The following is a 16,362-nucleotide window of genomic DNA, read 5'->3' as shown; positions in this document are numbered from 1 at the left end:
ATTTGTTATATTAATTCTAGGACGTAAAGTTTTATTTATAGTTTAATTTTGATGTTTTGTTTTTGATATCTAACCAGACGTCTACATGTTCAAATTTTCTGGTATAAATGTAGCCTTCGCGTTTTGCAAAACCCAAAGGTTTTCCTAAAGGTTTTTCATATTGAGGAAACGTTTTAAGCCAAACAGCAGATTTTTCAATACCATAACCATCATGTGGATATACGTAACTGTATTTTTCTGCACAAACAAGAAAAATGGCTAATAGATAATCTAATCGTTTTGTAAAATCTTTATTTATGCTTACTTTTTTTCTAACATCATCAATACCTTCTTCTACGCCTTTTAATCCTTTACCAATTCCAAGAGACATGGCTATTACTTTCCCTTCTCTTGCAGATTTTTGTACAGCTTCAATTCCTTGTGCTAAGTAATCTTCATAAGTCATGCCAAAACTTTTATGTTCAAACCCTTCTAAATAAGAACCGTCAAAGAATTTTAAGTATTCTCTACCAGAATCTTTAAATTCTGGTCGAACACGAAGAATATTTGCTATGAGTAAATTATCATCTCCTAATTGTGATTCTAAATCTGACATCATGGCTAAATATCCCTTCTCAATTGCTTTTTGTTTTTCTTCTCCAATACGACTATTAAAAAAACCTGGAACTAGTACTTTTATATTAGCATCTAAAAAAACACCATCAATAAATGGATTTTCAGTAACCTTTTTTACATGATTTAACCAATACTTACGAACGTAATCTTCTGATATGTCAAAGAATCCTGTTTTACCATTTGGCATTACCGCTTTTTTTCCTTTGGCATTGACTAATAACGCTTCTGGCTGTTCGTATAAAAAAATTTCATCTTCATTATAGCCTCCCCAATTGATAACTACATTCTTATAATATAATATTTTTGCATTTGGATTAATACGTTTTACGGCTTTAGCAGCTTTAATAGTTCCTTTTTCTGTTGATCCAAAAGTTTTATTTCCTGTTGTTTTTTCAAAAGTTATTAAAGGAAATTTTGATAAATATTTAATCTCTTTTTTAGTAAAAGTAGTTGATTTACGTACATGCATATACAAAGGCATTGTATCCCAAGAAAATTCTGGCAACTTATTTTTTACCAACTTCACAGAAGGGGTATCTATGTTTTGTGTTTTGCAAGAACTTAAACAAAGTGCTAAAACAACCAATAAAAATGAAGATTTTAAATACATTTTATACATAAATTATTCTAGAATTATTTTAAAACAAAGGGCTGATTGATTCGATAATTTTTGAAAGTTATTTTGAATAACTAACCCCTCTTTTTTATGATGCCAAGTAATTTTTTGATTACTACCTAACAGTTTTATTTCTTTTATCTGTTTTTGTAAAACACCATCTTTACTTAATGTTTTAATTAAAATATCTTCTGTTGGTACTGCTAAAACAAAAGCAAAAAGGTTTCCTTCTTTTTTAGTAAAACGAATGTCTTTTTCAGAGAATTTTTTAAGATTTTCACCTGCTCTTTTAGTAATTATTTTTAAAGGCCCTTCCCCATAAACTATCCAAGGTCTTGTATTGTAAATTCCATCTTGATTAACTTTTACAAATGCACCAAAATCACTTAGCATTTTTGTTTGGTTTTCAGGGATAGTTCCATCTCCTTTTAAAGCAATGTTAATCATAACTACACCATTTTTACTGATGGCATCAATGGCATTGCCAATTAAAACATCTAAAGACATTTTTGTGAAAGATTTTTTTCTGTAGAACCAACTTCCAGATAAATCTGTAGCCCAAATCCACGGATGTTTTTGTTGTTCGCCAAACATACCTCTTTCCAAATTGTAGGTAAATGCTGCTTTATTTTCTTTCGCATTTTTAAAAGATAAAACAGTGGTTTGTTTTCCGTTATTTTCTTTTAAATCTCTATTTAAGTAATCAGAAAATAGTTTAACACCTAATCCTTTTCCGGTTTTTATTGTTGGATAAGGAGAATCGTTATTAAACATATCTGGATCATATTTCTCTATCAAATCCCAAGAACGTTTGTACCAATGTTGGTTCCAACTATCTTGGCTGGCAAATTCTTTAGTATCATAATCCATATTAAAGAATTCCCATTCTGGAGTATCTTCTTTCTGAAATTTTCTTGCAGTTCTAAAAAAACGAGGAGACCAATATAAATGAGTTGAGACTCCGAATTTTAAATCATATTTTGTTGCAGCATTTTTCCATTCTCTAAGAATGTCCTTTTTTGGCCCCATTTTAACAGAGTTCCAAGGAAAAAAAGAATCATACATATCAAAATTATCATGATGAGTTGCCACTGGCATAATAAAACGAGCTCCACATTCTTTCACAAACTTTACAATTTCATTGGCATTAAAGTTTTCTGCTTTAAAATCTTTTATAAATTTTTCATAACCAAATTCAGCAGGATTTCCATACCTTTCTGCATGCCATTTGGTTAATTTTACAGTTCGTACTCTGTCTGGTTCGTTTCTGGCATCGTAATCTGTATCTCCATACATTCTTCTTCCATAATGCGATCCATCTTCTATTCTATTTTCATCAATAGAGGAAGGAATTCCCCAATGCATCCAAACTCCAATTTTACCATCTTGAAACCATTCTGGCACCTGATAGTTTTTTGCCATTGATTCCCAATTAGCATCAATTGTTTTTTGAAGCTGATTGTTCTGACAGAAAACAAAAGATGCACTTAATGTTAAAAAAAGGATTGTTAAAAATTTCTTCATTGCTATATTCATTCATTTATCAGGTAAACAAAGTAACTATTTACCTATTAACAAACGATTCTCTATTCCATCAATTTTTTGCTGTAAAAAATAAATATCAATAACAATAAAGAGAAAAATGTTTTTTAGAAAATAAAAAATTGATGCACTATTAAAAGCAATATTTTTTTTAAAGGCCTTATATATAGCAGCAAAGCCAAGGTGTATTACTAGTGTTTTTTTAAAAAGAGCAAAGAAATGATTGAAATAAGAAGACCATTTGTTTAAATAAGTTAGAAATTAGCATCACATAATTAGACTAGAACTAAATTTATTAAACATGAAAAAAATCATAACTATTATTATTGTTGTTTTGATGTCATCATTTGCTTATTCGCAAGGAAAAGTGATTAAAGGAAAAGTTACTGATGAAACCAATCAACCCTTACCAGGGGTAAGTATTATTATTAAAGGAACTACTAATGGTACAGTTTCTGACATGGAAGGTGAATATAGTATAGAGGTAAAGAAAGCTAATGCAGTAATGACATTCTATTATTTAGGGTATAAGACTAAAGAAATTGCAATAGCAGATAAAAAACAAATTAATGTTCAAATGGATGTTGATGCACAATCTTTAACAGAAATTGTGATTACAGGTATTCGTGCTTCTAATATATCTGAAGTAAGAGCTAAAAGAGATGCTGCTACAGTTATAGAAGCGATTACTCCAGAAGATATTGGTAATTTTTCAGACACCAACGCAGCAGATGCTTTGCAAAGAGTTGCAGGTGTACAAATAGAAAGAGATGTTGATGGGGTTTCTGGAGATAGAGTTTCTATTAGAGGAATAGGGCCGCAATTTGTTGGTGTAACAATGAATGGACGTACACCAATATCTGCAGGTAATGAAGGAAAATCAGATTTTAGAAAGTTTAATTTAAATGTGATCCCTACCGAAATTATTTCGGGAGCAAGAATTCATAAGACAACGCAGGCTAAAGAAGTTTCAACGAATATTGGAGGTACTGTAGATTTTCAAACGATTAGACCATTAGACGCAAAATATAGAAAGAAGAATTATTTTGCCAGTATAAATGTAAGAGGTGCATCTAATTCAACTATTGAAGATCTTGATTTTGGTCATAGATTTTCAGGTGTTTATGGTACTAAAATAAATGATAAACTAGGTGTCGCTCTTTCAGTTATTTATGCTGATGAAGACAATATAAAAGATGAAGCTTCTTTAAGAGGGATTACTCAGGGTATAAACCTTACAGATGAAAATGGGACAGAATATTCTGATGTAATTGTTGGAAGAACCATTAATAATTCATTGTTAAGAACCAATCAAGTGCGTTTTGCAACATCTGCAGCTATACAATGGAGACCAATAAAAGAAATAGATATGGTATTAGACTATACTCGAACAACTGTAGAAGCTAATTCAGATAGACAGCAATTTCAGATAGGCTTGGGAAGTACAGGAGGTACTCAATTATTAGGAGGAAACCATATTTTTAATGAAGAAGATCTTGATTTTAATGGAAATATATTAACTTATATTAGTCCTTCTTCAGAAGACAATGTAAGGACTACCATTACAAATGCAAATCAATTTTATGACAATCACTCAACCAATAATATAGTTGGTTTAAATACAACATATAAACCAACAAGAAAATTAAAAATCATTTCAGATATTTCGTATTCAGATTTAGATTATTTTCAAAATTTAACACAAATAACTCACAGAGTTCAAGGACGTAATGGAGGATATGATCAAACAAGTTTGGATGTTGATTTGAGAGGGGATACTCCTGATTATGGATTACCAGTAGAGGCTTTTGATCCAGCTTCTTTCGATCTTAATAGAGTTTCACGTAGACTTATTAGAACTAAAGGGTATAATTATGCAGCAAAAGTTGATTTTGAATATAAGTTAGATAAAAAATCAATAATATCTTTTGGAGCTAGATATGCGGAAACTGATTTTGAAGCTAGGCAAACAACTTCATCGCATACTGATAGTGATCAATTAAGTGGTTTATATGGAGGTATTGTGGCTGACCTAAATTCTAGTGGTGCTTATACAGACCTTTTAGGAGAAATTACAGGAGTAGGTTTTAATGAAGGCAATGTTGCTGGTTTAGAAAATGGATGGGTTAAAGTACCTGGGCAAGCAGTATTAGACTTAATTCCAGGTTATTCTGATATAGATGGAGGAAGTATTTTTGATTTTGATGTAGATTTAAAAGACGTAGAGGCAGAAGAAAATAATTTAGGTTTTGATGCTAGAAGGTCATATGGTGCAAATGAAGCTACAACCGATTTTTATACACAAATGGATATAAAAACAGCGCTTTTTAAGCTTCCTGTAAGTTTTAATTTTGGAGTTAGAGCTGTAAGAATACAAAATAATTCTAGAGGATTTAGTGGAGTTGCATTTGAAGATGCAGATACTGGTGATGATCTTGATGAGTTTTCAATAGAGAATTTTTATTATGAAGTAGAAACTTCAAGATGGGATGTATTACCTAGCTTTAATGCCAATTTTACATTACAAAAAAGAACAAAATTAAGATTTAGCGCTTATAGAGGAGTTTCAAGACCAAAGTTTGTTGATTTAATTCCAAACAATGAGATTACTTTTCTATCCAATATTGCCCCTGCAGATGCAGCAGACCTAGCTAATTCTGGATTAAGAGGAACTATTGTATCTGGGAATCCTGATTTAAAACCTTATACAGCATGGATGTATGATACTACTTTGGAGTTTTATACTAACAACGGAGGTGCTTTTATTTTTAGTGCTTTTTATAAAAATCTTAAAAATTACATCGTAAAAGCAGTAACACCAGATCAAGCATATCCTGGAGAAGAATTATTAGGGATAGCATTACCAGATGGAACAGGTGGTACAGATGATTTAACTGGTTTGTTATTTGATATAACTAAGCCAATAAACATTACTGATGGACAAATTTATGGTTTTGAAGTGGGCCTTAATCAACACCTTTCTTTTTTACCTGGTTTTGCAAAAGATTTTGGTATAAAAGCTAATTATTCTTTTGTAGAAAGTGAGTTTGATGGAGATTTAGGTGAGCAAGCTGATGGTTTTCCTGGTACAGCTAAGCATAATGCTAATGGAACTTTGTATTATGAACGATCTGGTTTTTCGGTAAGGTTTACGGCAGCTTATAGAGGTGATTACTTGAGTAATTTAGGAGCTATTGGAGGAAATACACGTGCAGATGAACCACACTATACTGAAGGAAATACTACTCTTGGAATTACCGTTAGAAAGAATTTATTAAATAAAAAATTACAACTTAGTGCAGGAGTATCTAACCTTACAGGTGAAGATATTCGTAGATTTCAAGGAGGTGATACTAGAAATTTTTCAGCTTACTATGCTAGAAACCCAATTTGGAAATTAACGATGAGATATAAATTTTAATAAAAAAAATAGTTGATTCAAAATAAATTTAATTAGAATATACACATATGTTTAAAAAAGGATATTTAATTTTTTCCATTTTAGTACTCTTTATTGGTGTCTTAGATATAAATTCTCAAGAACCTAAAGAAAAAGGAATGGAAGAAATGTGGGGAGAAACGAAAGTTTCTGGAGATGCTTTAAAAAGTGGAAAAGCAAAATTGTTTGATGAAGGTAATTACGGAATGTTTATTCATTGGGGGTTATTTTCAAACCTAGCAGGTGTTTGGGATAATAAAACATATTATGGTATTGGAGAGTGGATTATGAATCCAAGAATGGCAGGTATTCCTGTAGAGGATTATAAGAAAGTTGCTAATGATTTTAATCCAACAGGATTTGATGCTAAAGCAATTGCTCAATTAGCAAAAGATGCTGGTATGAAATACATTATTATAACAAGTAAACATCACGAAGGATTTGCTATGTTTGATAGTAAAGCAAGTGATTTTAATATTGTAAAAGCTACACCATTTGGTAGAGATCCTATGCATGAGTTATCAGATGCTTGTCATGAATTAGGGTTAGGTTTTGGTTTCTATTATTCGCATAATCAAGATTGGACTGCTCCAGGTGGAACTAGAGGTCCTAAAGTTGATGAAAATGGAAAAGAAGCTACATTTGAAGATTATTTCTACAATAAATGTAAGCCACAAGTAAAAGAAATATGTTCTAACTACGGACAAATTGATTTTGTTTGGTTTGATACTCCAGGAGATATGGAGGAAAAATATGTTGTAGAATTAGCAGATTTGGTAAGAGAATTACAACCAAATGCAATGATGTGTAGTAGAGTTGGTTATGGTTTAGGAGACTATGCTAGTGTTGGAGATATGGAGGTGCCTACAAAAAAAATTAAAGGATTATGGGAAACTGCAGACACAAACAACGATTCATGGTCTTATGCTTGGTATGACAACAACTTTAAGAGTCCTAAAGTAATTTTAGGAAGAGTTATAGAAACTGTTGCTAGAGGTGGTACTTATTTATTTAATGTAGGTCCAAATCAAATGGGTGTTATTCCAGAAATTGGAGCAAAATTTTTAAGAGAATCTGGAGATTGGTTAAAGAAATATTCTCAAGTTGTTTATAACGCTAATCCATCTCCATGGAGTTACAAATTACCTTGGGGAGATGTTACAACTAAAGACAATTCTATGTTTTTAGCGGTTTCTGAATGGCCTACGGATGGTAAGTTATACTTACCAGGATTAAAAACTAAAATTAAATCAGCTTATATTGTTAATCCTAAAGGGAAAAACAAAAAAGTTAAATTTAATCAAAGTGATGATACTGATTGGGTATCTTTTGATGTGCCTTATAAAGCACCAGATGATTTAATTTCTGTTATTGAAGTAAAGTTTGATAAAGAAGATACAATTTCTGTAGAAGATAATTCTTTAGGTGTTTACCCAAATACAGATACTGTTTTAATTACAGAATTTGGAGAAGCTAAAAATGCAACTCAATCTAACAAACGTTGGATGGAAAAGTTTGGTGAATGGAAACATGCTGATCAAGTGAGTAATTGGAAAGAGAATGGAACAATTACATGGAATATTGATGTAAAAGAAGCTGGTTATTATTACTTAGATTTATCGTATGCAGGTAAAAAAAGATTAGTATGGAAAACTGTTACAGATGAGGGAGTTGTATTACAAAATCAACAAGCAGCTACAGAAAAGTATGTTTTTTATAGTATGGGTATCTTAGAATTTAAAACTCCAGGGTTACATACAATTACAACATCTTTAGTTGATGGAGATAAAAAAACATCAAGTTTAAAATCTCTAAAGTTAAGACCTATCAAATAAATACAAGAATAATGAAATACCCTTTTTTGCATACATCTTTATTGCTAGTTGGTTTGTTTTTAGTGCAAACAGCATTTTCTCAAAACGACTCATATTATCCAGCTTTTAGTTGGGATAAAGTTCCTGTAGCTTTTCACTTTGGAAAAAAAGGAGATCTTTTAACAAAAAAAGAGGCAAAGTTTATTGCTTGTCATTCCAATTTTGTGGTATTAGAAAAAGCACATGGTTTTCCAAAATATAAATATTCTGAAGAATCAATTGCTGCAGATGCTAAAGTTTTAAAAAAACTAAATAAAGATGTAAAAGTGGTTTTTTATTGGAATGCTTTTTTAGATTATTCTATGTATAAAGCGCATAATGAATATCAAACAAAAGAGGATTGGTGGTTAAAAACAGCAAAAGGGGAGTATGATTTAAAAGATAACAAAATTAAAAGATACGATCTATCTAACCCGGAAGTTAGAAATTGGTGGTCTAATATTGCCAAAGAAAATTTGGATAATAAAAATATAGATGGTGTTTTCTTTGATGCATTAAACCAAGTAACCAGTCCAGGGAATAAAAGGTTGTGGGGTATTGATAAGTACAATGCAATCCAAAAAGGATTAAAAGATTTAATTAAAGAAACTAGAGCTAAAATTGGTGACGAAAAATTAATCGTTTATAACGGAATTCGATCAACTCCTAAAAGAATTACAGGAAATGATTTTCCTGAAAATACGGATGCTATAATGATTGAGCATTTTGGATACTTTAATAGTAAAACTAAAGAAAGTATGCTTAGTGATATTCAAGAAATGGAAAAAGCGGGTAAAACTGGTAAAATTGTAGTTTTTAAAACGTGGCCAGAAAATGCTTGGTTAAACAAAGGTTTTATGGCCAAATCAGAAAAAGAAAAAGAGGAAATTTCTAAAAAACATATAACTTTTGCTCTAGCATCTTTTTTAGCTGGAGCACAAAAACATTCTTATATTATTTACAATTGGGGTTATCGATTAAAAATGGGGTCTCTTTTATGGTATCCAGAATTTGACAAACCTTTAGGAAAGCCTTTAAATGAAATGCAAACGAATGGTTGGGTTTTAACAAGAAAATATGAATATGCAAACGTTTGGGTAGATTTAGAAAATAAAAATGCAAAAATCGATTGGAAAAAATAGGTTTAAGGAATGAAAATAAGTAACTATTTCTATTTTCTTCTTTTGATGTTTTTAACATTTTGTAAGCAAGAAATAAAATTATCAAAAGAAGAAAATAAACCAAATATCATTATTTTTTATGCCGATGATATGGGTTTTGGAGATTTAGCAATTCAAAATTCACAATCAAAAATACCTACACCAAATTTAGATCAATTAGCAAGAGAAGGAATGCTAATGACAGATGCTCATAGTTCTTCTGGAGTTTGTACACCAAGTAGATATGCGCTTTTATCTGGCAGATATCATTGGAGAGATTTTAATGATATTGTGCATTCTATGGACGAATCCGTTTTTAAAGAAAATCAAGTCACTTTACCAAAAATTCTTAAAGATAATGGCTATAATACTGCAGCTATTGGCAAATGGCATTTAGGTTGGAACTGGGAGGCTATCAGAAAAAAAGAATTTACAGAAAAAGTAAAAACAAAATTAAGGAAAAAGGAAATCGAAATTTGGCCAGCACAAGCGTATGATTGGAATAAAAAGATTCCTAATGGACCTTTATCTATTGGCTTCAATTCTTATTTTGGTGATGGAACTATTAACTTTCCTCCTTATACTTGGATAAAAAATGATAAAGTTACAGAAGCACCAACAATTACTTTACAGCATCCAAAAAAAGAATTTGCCCTAGAAGGAAATTGGGAATTAAGACCAGGACCAGCAGTTAAAGATTGGGACTTTTATAAGGTTTTACCTACAATAACAAAAACTGCAGTAACGTTTATAAAAAATCAAGAAAAAGCAAAGAAACCATTCTTTTTATATCTGCCATTTCCTTCACCTCATGCACCAATAATTCCTAATAAAGTGTTTAGAGGCAAAAGTAAAGCAGGCCCTTATGGTGATTTTGTATATCAAACTGATGATGCAGTTGGTCAGGTTTTAAAAGCATTAAAAGAAATAAAAGCTGATGAAAATACGATTGTTATTTTTACTTCAGATAATGGATCTGAAAGATATGCTTATGATCGAATTAAAAATTATAATCACGATAGTTCAAAACCATTTAGAGGAGTTAAAAGAGATATTTATGAAGGAGGACATCATGTGCCTTTTATCGTAAAATGGACAAAAAACATAAAAGCGGGCACAATAAATCATCAATTATTCAGTCAAATTGATATTTTAAAAACCTTAACATCTATTACTAAAAGTGAGTTACCTAAAGGTTTTTTACACGATAGCCATAATTTTTCTGAGGTTTGGTTAAAGGATACTGATAAACCTGTAAGAGATCTGCTTGTGCATAATACTTGGAAAACTAAATATGCAATTAGAAAAGGTGATTGGCTGTATATCAACAATAAAGACGGATATCACTCAAGAATACCAAAATGGTTTGAAAAAGGAAATCATTTTGAAACAGCTAAGGATAGCGTTCAACTATTTAATCTTAAACAAGATATTGAACAAACCAAAAATTTAGCAAGTACCTATCCAAATAAAGTTATGGAATTAAATGCAGCATTAATCCATCAACAAAAAGAAGAAACATTTAAAGATTAAAGTGATAATGAAAATAAGCATTATAAAATACATTGCATTGTTATTTGTTACAGTTTCAATGCTTTCTTGTGCAAATACAAAAAAAGATGAGCAAAATTCATCCGAAGACGTAAGACCAAATATCATTTTTATTTTTGCTGATGACTGGGGTTATGGAGATTTAGGTGTTTATGGAAATAATGAAGTAGTAACGCCAAACATCGATAAAATGGCTGCTGAAGGAACACGATTTACACAGTTTCATGTTACAAGTGGGGTGTGTTCTCCAAGTAGATCTTCGGTTTTAACAGGTCATTTTCCTGCAAGAAATCGTGTTCATGGTCATTTTGCAGGAAATGAAGTGAATGCAAAACGTAATATGCCAAATTATTTGAATGATTCTTTAGCTGTTTATTTACCTAGAACAATGCAAAATGCAGGATATAAAACTGCCCATTTTGGAAAATGGCATTTAGGTGGTGGTGGAAAACCACATGGAGATCCAACTGCGCCAGAACCAAAAGTATATGGTTATGATGAAACCAGAGTTTGGAACGGAAATGGCCCAACTTGGAAAGGTGATAAAAAATGGCCAACCACAAGATATATGGATAATGATACACTTTGGGTACAAAGTTCTAGTAGAATTGTTGTTGATGAAACCATAAATTTTATAGAAAGAAATAAGGGAAAACAACCAATGTTTATAAATCTTTGGTTAAAAGATCCACATACACCTTTATGGCCTTCAGAAGACCAACGTAAACCATTCAAGGGTTTATCTCCAAGTAAAGAAACCTATTATGCCGTTTTAAAAGATGCTGATTTTCATGTAGGAAGGTTATTAAATTCTTTATCAGAAATGGGGCTAGATGAAAATACATTAGTGATTTTTTCTAGTGATAATGGACCTGCAGGTTGGGGACCATCTAAAGAAGCAGGTTCTACTGCTGGTTTAAGAGGTAGGAAAGTTGATATTCTTCAAGGTGGAGTTGTAGTACCTTTTATTGTAAAATGGAAAAATCACGTGCAAGCGAATAAAGTAGATTCTACAAGTGTACTTTCTACAGTAGATTTATTACCAACATTTGCAAGTTTAGCACAAACAAAATTACCAAAAAACTATAGCATTGATGGAGAAAATATTGCATCAATCTTAGATAATAAAAGTTTTGAAAGAACAAAACCTTTGTTTTGGGAATGGCGTTTTCCAAAAGTACAAACAGATCACTGGGCAAAGGGTGCTGTTAGAAATGGTGATTTTAAATTACTTTTTAATGAGGAAATCAATAGAGAAGAATTATATAATATTGCTAAAGATCCGTTTGAAAAAAATAATTTAGCAGAAAATAATAATCAAATTGTAACTGAGTTTAAAAGTTTGTGGAACGATTGGAAAAAAGATTTACCTAAATAGGTTTTTATAAAATTTGATGGTCATAAAATTGATTAGTCTTAAAATGAATAAAAAAAGGCAAAATTAATTTAATAAATAAAATAAAATGAATAAAAAAATAGCGCTGTTAATCATTCTTGCAGGAATTACAATTTCTTGTACTTCTCAATCTAAAACTTCTCAAAAAGTAAAAAGACCAAATGTAATTGTTGTAATTACAGACGATCAAGGTTATGGAGATATTGCTGCTCATGGTAACACATTAGTTAAAACACCTGCTTTAGATAAATTTCATGATGAATCTGTTCGATTAACAGATTTTCATGTTGGGCCAACATGTGCACCTTCTAGATCAGGTTTAATGACTGGTAGATATGCAAATAGAGTAGGTGTGTGGCATACAATTGGTGGTGTTTCTATTTTAAGAAAAGAAGAAGCTACTATGGCCGATGTTTTTAAAGAAAACGGTTATGAAACAGCAATGTTTGGTAAATGGCATTTAGGTGACACGTATCCTTCTAGACCACAAGATAAAGGCTTTAAATATACAGTATCTCATGGAGGTGGAGGTGTAGGGCAAACACCAGATTACTGGAATAACGATTATTTTGATGATACGTATTTAAAAAATGGAGTTCCAACTAAGTATAAAGGTTATTGTACTGATGTTTGGTTTGATGAAGCTATAAAATATATTGAGGAAAAGAAAGATGAACCATTTTTTGCCTATATTTCTACTAACGCACCACATTTACCTTATAATGTGCCAGAAGAATATTATAATCAATACAAAGATTTAGATATCCCAGAATTTCAAAAAATATTTTACGGAATGATAACTAATGTTGATGAAAATTTTGCAAAACTTCAAAAGAAATTAAAAGATTTAAAAATTGCTGATAATACAATTGTAATTTTTATGACTGATAATGGAACTGCTTCTGGTTATAAAAAAATAGGAGGTAAACAATATGGTTTTAATGCTGGAATGAAAGGGACAAAAAATAGTGAATATGAAGGAGGACACAGAGTTCCGTTTTTTATATCATACCCAGAAAAAAATATTAAAGGTGGTAAAGATGTTACTGATTTAACAGCACATTTAGATATTTTACCAACATTAGTAACTTTATGTGATTTAGAGTTACCAGAAGGAAAAAGAAAAATTGATGGTTCAGATATTTCTTCATTACTTTTAGGAGACAAAGAAACTATTGGTAGAGAATATCTTATTACAGATTCTCAAAGAGTTCAGAGTCCTATAAAATGGAGAAAAAGTACTGTAATGTCTAATAAAATGAGATTAGTTAATGGTACAGAGTTGTACGATTTATCTAAAGATCCAGGTCAAATTAATAACATTGCAAATCAATTTCCAAAGAAGGTTGAAAAAATGCGAGGTTATTATAATGAATGGTGGAGTTCAGTTTCTACAGAGTTTAATATTTTTCCAGTTGTTATTTTAGGGTCAGATAATCAAAATCCAATAGAATTAACTTGTCATGATACGCATATTCACGATTCTAAAATTCCTTGGAATCAAGATTATATAAGAGAAGCTAAAAAGAATCCTATTGGGGGTGAGTTTACTGTAGAGTTTGAAAAAACTGGTAAATATCAAATAGAAATTAGTAGATGGCCTTTTGAATCTGGATTAGCGATTAATGATGCTGTTAAAGGAAGACCAGAAACAATTTCTACAGAAGAAATTAGTGAAGGTAGAAGTATGAATTTTACAAAAGGTGGAATTAAGATTGGAGCTTGGGAACAAGAAAAACAAGTAATAAAAGATGCTAAAGCTATTGTTTTTGAAGGAAATTTTTCTAAAGGAAAAACAAATATGAGTACTTGGTTTAAAAATAATAAAAATGTTGATTGGGGTGCTTTTTATATTAGAGTAACAAGATTATCTAAATAATCCCTTCAAACAAAAAAACTAAAGGATTTTTAAGGACTAATGTTATAATTAGAATTTATTTATCTAAATTAAAAAAGCTTCTCATTATGAGAAGCTTTTTTAACTTTATATGTTATTACAAGCAATTTTTAATCATTTTTACAGCCTGTTCTGGAGTAATATCTCTTTGTGGAGTTCCAAACATTTCATAACCTACCATAAATTTCTTTACAGAAGCGCTTCTTAATAAAGGTGGATAAAAACTCATGTGCCAATGCCAATGTTTATTAGTATTTCCATCTGTTGGTGCTTGGTGTATTCCACTAGAATAAGGGAAAGAAGTGTTAAAAATTTTATCGTAAGCTTTTGTTAAAACAGCAATTGCTTCTCCATATTGTAATGTTTCGTCTTCTGTCATTTCTAAAATATTAGATAAATGTCTCTTAGGAACAATCATTGCTTCAAATGGCCAAATTGCCCAAAAAGGAACTAGCACAACAAAACCATCATTTTCAAAAATAATACGTTCTTTTTTTTCTAATTCTTGTGCTAAATAATCACCTAACAAACTACTATTATTTTTTTCAAAATAATTTAATTGTTGTGTGTTTTTTTTATCAACTTCGTTGGGTAAAGAAGATTGACTCCAAATTTGCCCATGAGGATGAGGGTTGCTACATCCCATTACTGCCCCTTTATTTTCAAAAATTTGTACGTAGTTGATGTTTGGATTTGCTGCTAATTCTGTATATTCTTTTTGCCATGCAAAAACTACTTTTTGTATTTCTTCTGATGACATATCTGCCAAGCTTTTTGAATGATCAGGACTAAAGCAAATTACTTTACAAATACCTGTTTCACTTTCAGCTTTTAAAAGACCGTCATTTATATTAAATGTAGGTGAATCATTTTGTAAAGCAGCAAAATCATTGGTAAAAACAAAAACATCTTTATATTCTGGATTTATTTCTCCGTTAATTCTTGTGTTTCCTGCACATAGATAACAAGACTCATCATATGTTGGTCTTTTCTCGTTATTTACTTCTTCATTTTGACCTTGCCAAGGTCTTTTTGCTCTATGAGGTGAAACTAAAACCCATTCTGCTGTTAAGATATTAAATCGCTTATGCGAATAATCTTGTAGATTGGTATTGCTCATTTTTTTTATTTTTAGTTGATTATTTTACTAAATGTGTTCCTTCAGAAAGTTCAATAAAATACACAGAACAATCTTTGTCAAATTTATTTTTGTAAGCTTTTGAAGCTGTTTCAGCAAAAACTTTTGCTTCCGTTTTTGCAATTAAGTTGATAGTACAACCACCAAAACCACCACCCATCATTCTTGCTCCTAAAACATGTTTATTCTTTTTTGCTTGTGCAACAAGAAAATCTAATTCTTCGCAACTTACTTTGTATTGATCAGATAAACCTGCGTGAGATTGATAGATTAAAGAACCTAATAATTCTAAATCATTGTTTTCAATAGCTTTTGCAGCTTTAATTGTTCTTGCATTTTCTTGAATAACATACAATGCTTTTTGATAATTAGTAGGGGTAACTTTATCAATCACAGTTTCTAAAAGTTCTTCTGTGGCATCTCTTAAAGCTTCAACTCCTAATAATTCAGATATACTTTCACAAGCAGAACGTCTATCATTATAAGCACTATCAGACAAACTATGTTTTACATTTGTATTGATTAACATTAGTTGATGTTCTTTAAAATCAATTTTGTAGGGTTTAGATTCTACAGTCCTACAATCTAAATGCAATGCATGGTCTTTAATTCCAAACATACTTGCATATTGGTCCATAATTCCACAGTTTACACCCACATAATTGTGTTCTGCTTTTTGAGATATCAAAATCATTTGATGTTTAGTCAAACCTAAATCAAACAATTCATTTAAACCAAAAACAACAGAATTTTCTAAAGCTGCAGAAGAAGACATACCTGCACCACCAGGAATATTACCTTTAAATATGATGTTAAAATCACCAATAATTTTATTTCTATTCTGAATTTCTGCAACCACACCAAAAACATAATTTTCCCAACTACCTTCTTTTGATGGTTTTAATTTGTCTAATTCAAAATGGATAGTGCTATCTAAATCCATAGCAATTGCAGTACAACTTCCTGTATCACTTTTTTGAATTGCAGCTGCAATTCCCTTATCTACTGCTGCAGGAAATACAAAACCTCCATTGTAATCTGTATGTTCTCCAATAATATTAATTCTTCCAGGAGAAAAAACTAACATAGGTTCTAAATTAAAAGTTTTTAGAAACTTTTGCTTTACCTCTTTTACTAATATTTCACTCATATCTT

Annotated in this window: 10 protein-coding genes; 6 read left to right on the top strand and 4 right to left on the bottom strand. The window is 30.8% G+C overall.

The genetic code is table 11. From position 1 onward, the window contains the following. Window positions 1-31: 31 nt before the first annotated feature. Window positions 32-1,225, bottom strand: coding sequence for a putative glycoside hydrolase (locus ACJJVK_RS01305; protein ID WP_405562423.1), 1,194 nt, complete (start codon window positions 1,223-1,225; stop codon window positions 32-34). A 12-nt stretch (window positions 1,226-1,237) separates the two neighbouring features. Further along, window positions 1,238-2,755, bottom strand: coding sequence for an alpha-L-fucosidase (locus ACJJVK_RS01300; RefSeq protein WP_405562421.1), 1,518 nt, complete (start codon window positions 2,753-2,755; stop codon window positions 1,238-1,240). A 319-nt stretch (window positions 2,756-3,074) separates the two neighbouring features. Between ACJJVK_RS01300 and ACJJVK_RS01295 the strand changes: the two genes are divergently transcribed. The 6 genes from ACJJVK_RS01295 to ACJJVK_RS01270 all read left to right on the top strand — a co-directional run bounded on the left by ACJJVK_RS01295 (window position 3,075) and on the right by ACJJVK_RS01270 (window position 14,051). Next, window positions 3,075-6,194, top strand: coding sequence for a TonB-dependent receptor (locus ACJJVK_RS01295; RefSeq protein WP_405562419.1), 3,120 nt, complete (start codon window positions 3,075-3,077; stop codon window positions 6,192-6,194). Window positions 6,195-6,241: 47 nt separating this feature from the next. Next, window positions 6,242-8,047 (top strand): alpha-L-fucosidase, encoded by a 1,806-nt coding sequence (locus ACJJVK_RS01290; protein ID WP_405562417.1) that lies wholly within the window; start codon window positions 6,242-6,244, stop codon window positions 8,045-8,047. Window positions 8,048-8,058: 11 nt separating this feature from the next. Then, window positions 8,059-9,207, top strand: a complete 1,149-nt coding sequence (locus ACJJVK_RS01285; RefSeq protein WP_405562416.1) for a putative glycoside hydrolase — start codon at window positions 8,059-8,061, stop codon at window positions 9,205-9,207. 9 nt (window positions 9,208-9,216) lie between these two features. Continuing rightward, complete coding sequence (locus ACJJVK_RS01280; RefSeq protein ID WP_405562414.1) at window positions 9,217-10,758, top strand: arylsulfatase; 1,542 nt, start codon at window positions 9,217-9,219, stop codon at window positions 10,756-10,758. A gap of 7 nt (window positions 10,759-10,765) precedes the next feature. After that, the gene (locus ACJJVK_RS01275; RefSeq protein WP_405562412.1) at window positions 10,766-12,154 is read left to right on the top strand and encodes a sulfatase; all 1,389 of its coding nucleotides are present in this window, start codon (window positions 10,766-10,768) and stop codon (window positions 12,152-12,154) included. Window positions 12,155-12,239: 85 nt separating this feature from the next. Then, entirely contained in the window at window positions 12,240-14,051 is a 1,812-nt protein-coding gene (locus tag ACJJVK_RS01270) for an arylsulfatase (protein WP_405562410.1), read from the top strand. 115 nt (window positions 14,052-14,166) lie between these two features. On the opposite strand, the gene ACJJVK_RS01265 is transcribed toward ACJJVK_RS01270, so the two are convergent. Together ACJJVK_RS01265 and galK are read right to left on the bottom strand one after the other, a co-directional pair. Then, window positions 14,167-15,189 carry a UDP-glucose--hexose-1-phosphate uridylyltransferase gene (locus ACJJVK_RS01265; RefSeq protein WP_405562409.1) on the bottom strand — a complete coding sequence of 341 codons (1,023 nt, stop codon included), beginning with the start codon at window positions 15,187-15,189 and terminating at the stop codon, window positions 14,167-14,169. Between the two features lie 19 nt (window positions 15,190-15,208). Further along, on the bottom strand, window positions 15,209-16,357 hold the full coding sequence (gene galK / locus ACJJVK_RS01260; RefSeq protein ID WP_405562408.1) for a galactokinase: 1,149 nt from the start codon (window positions 16,355-16,357) through the stop codon (window positions 15,209-15,211). Window positions 16,358-16,362: the final 5 nt, after the last annotated feature.

Source organism: Polaribacter sp. Asnod6-C07 (assembly GCF_045063625.1).
Lineage (GTDB): Bacteria > Bacteroidota > Bacteroidia > Flavobacteriales > Flavobacteriaceae > Polaribacter > Polaribacter vadi_A.
Note: the sequence above shows the minus strand (reverse complement) of the source record. Positions and strands in the feature narration are given on the sequence as shown.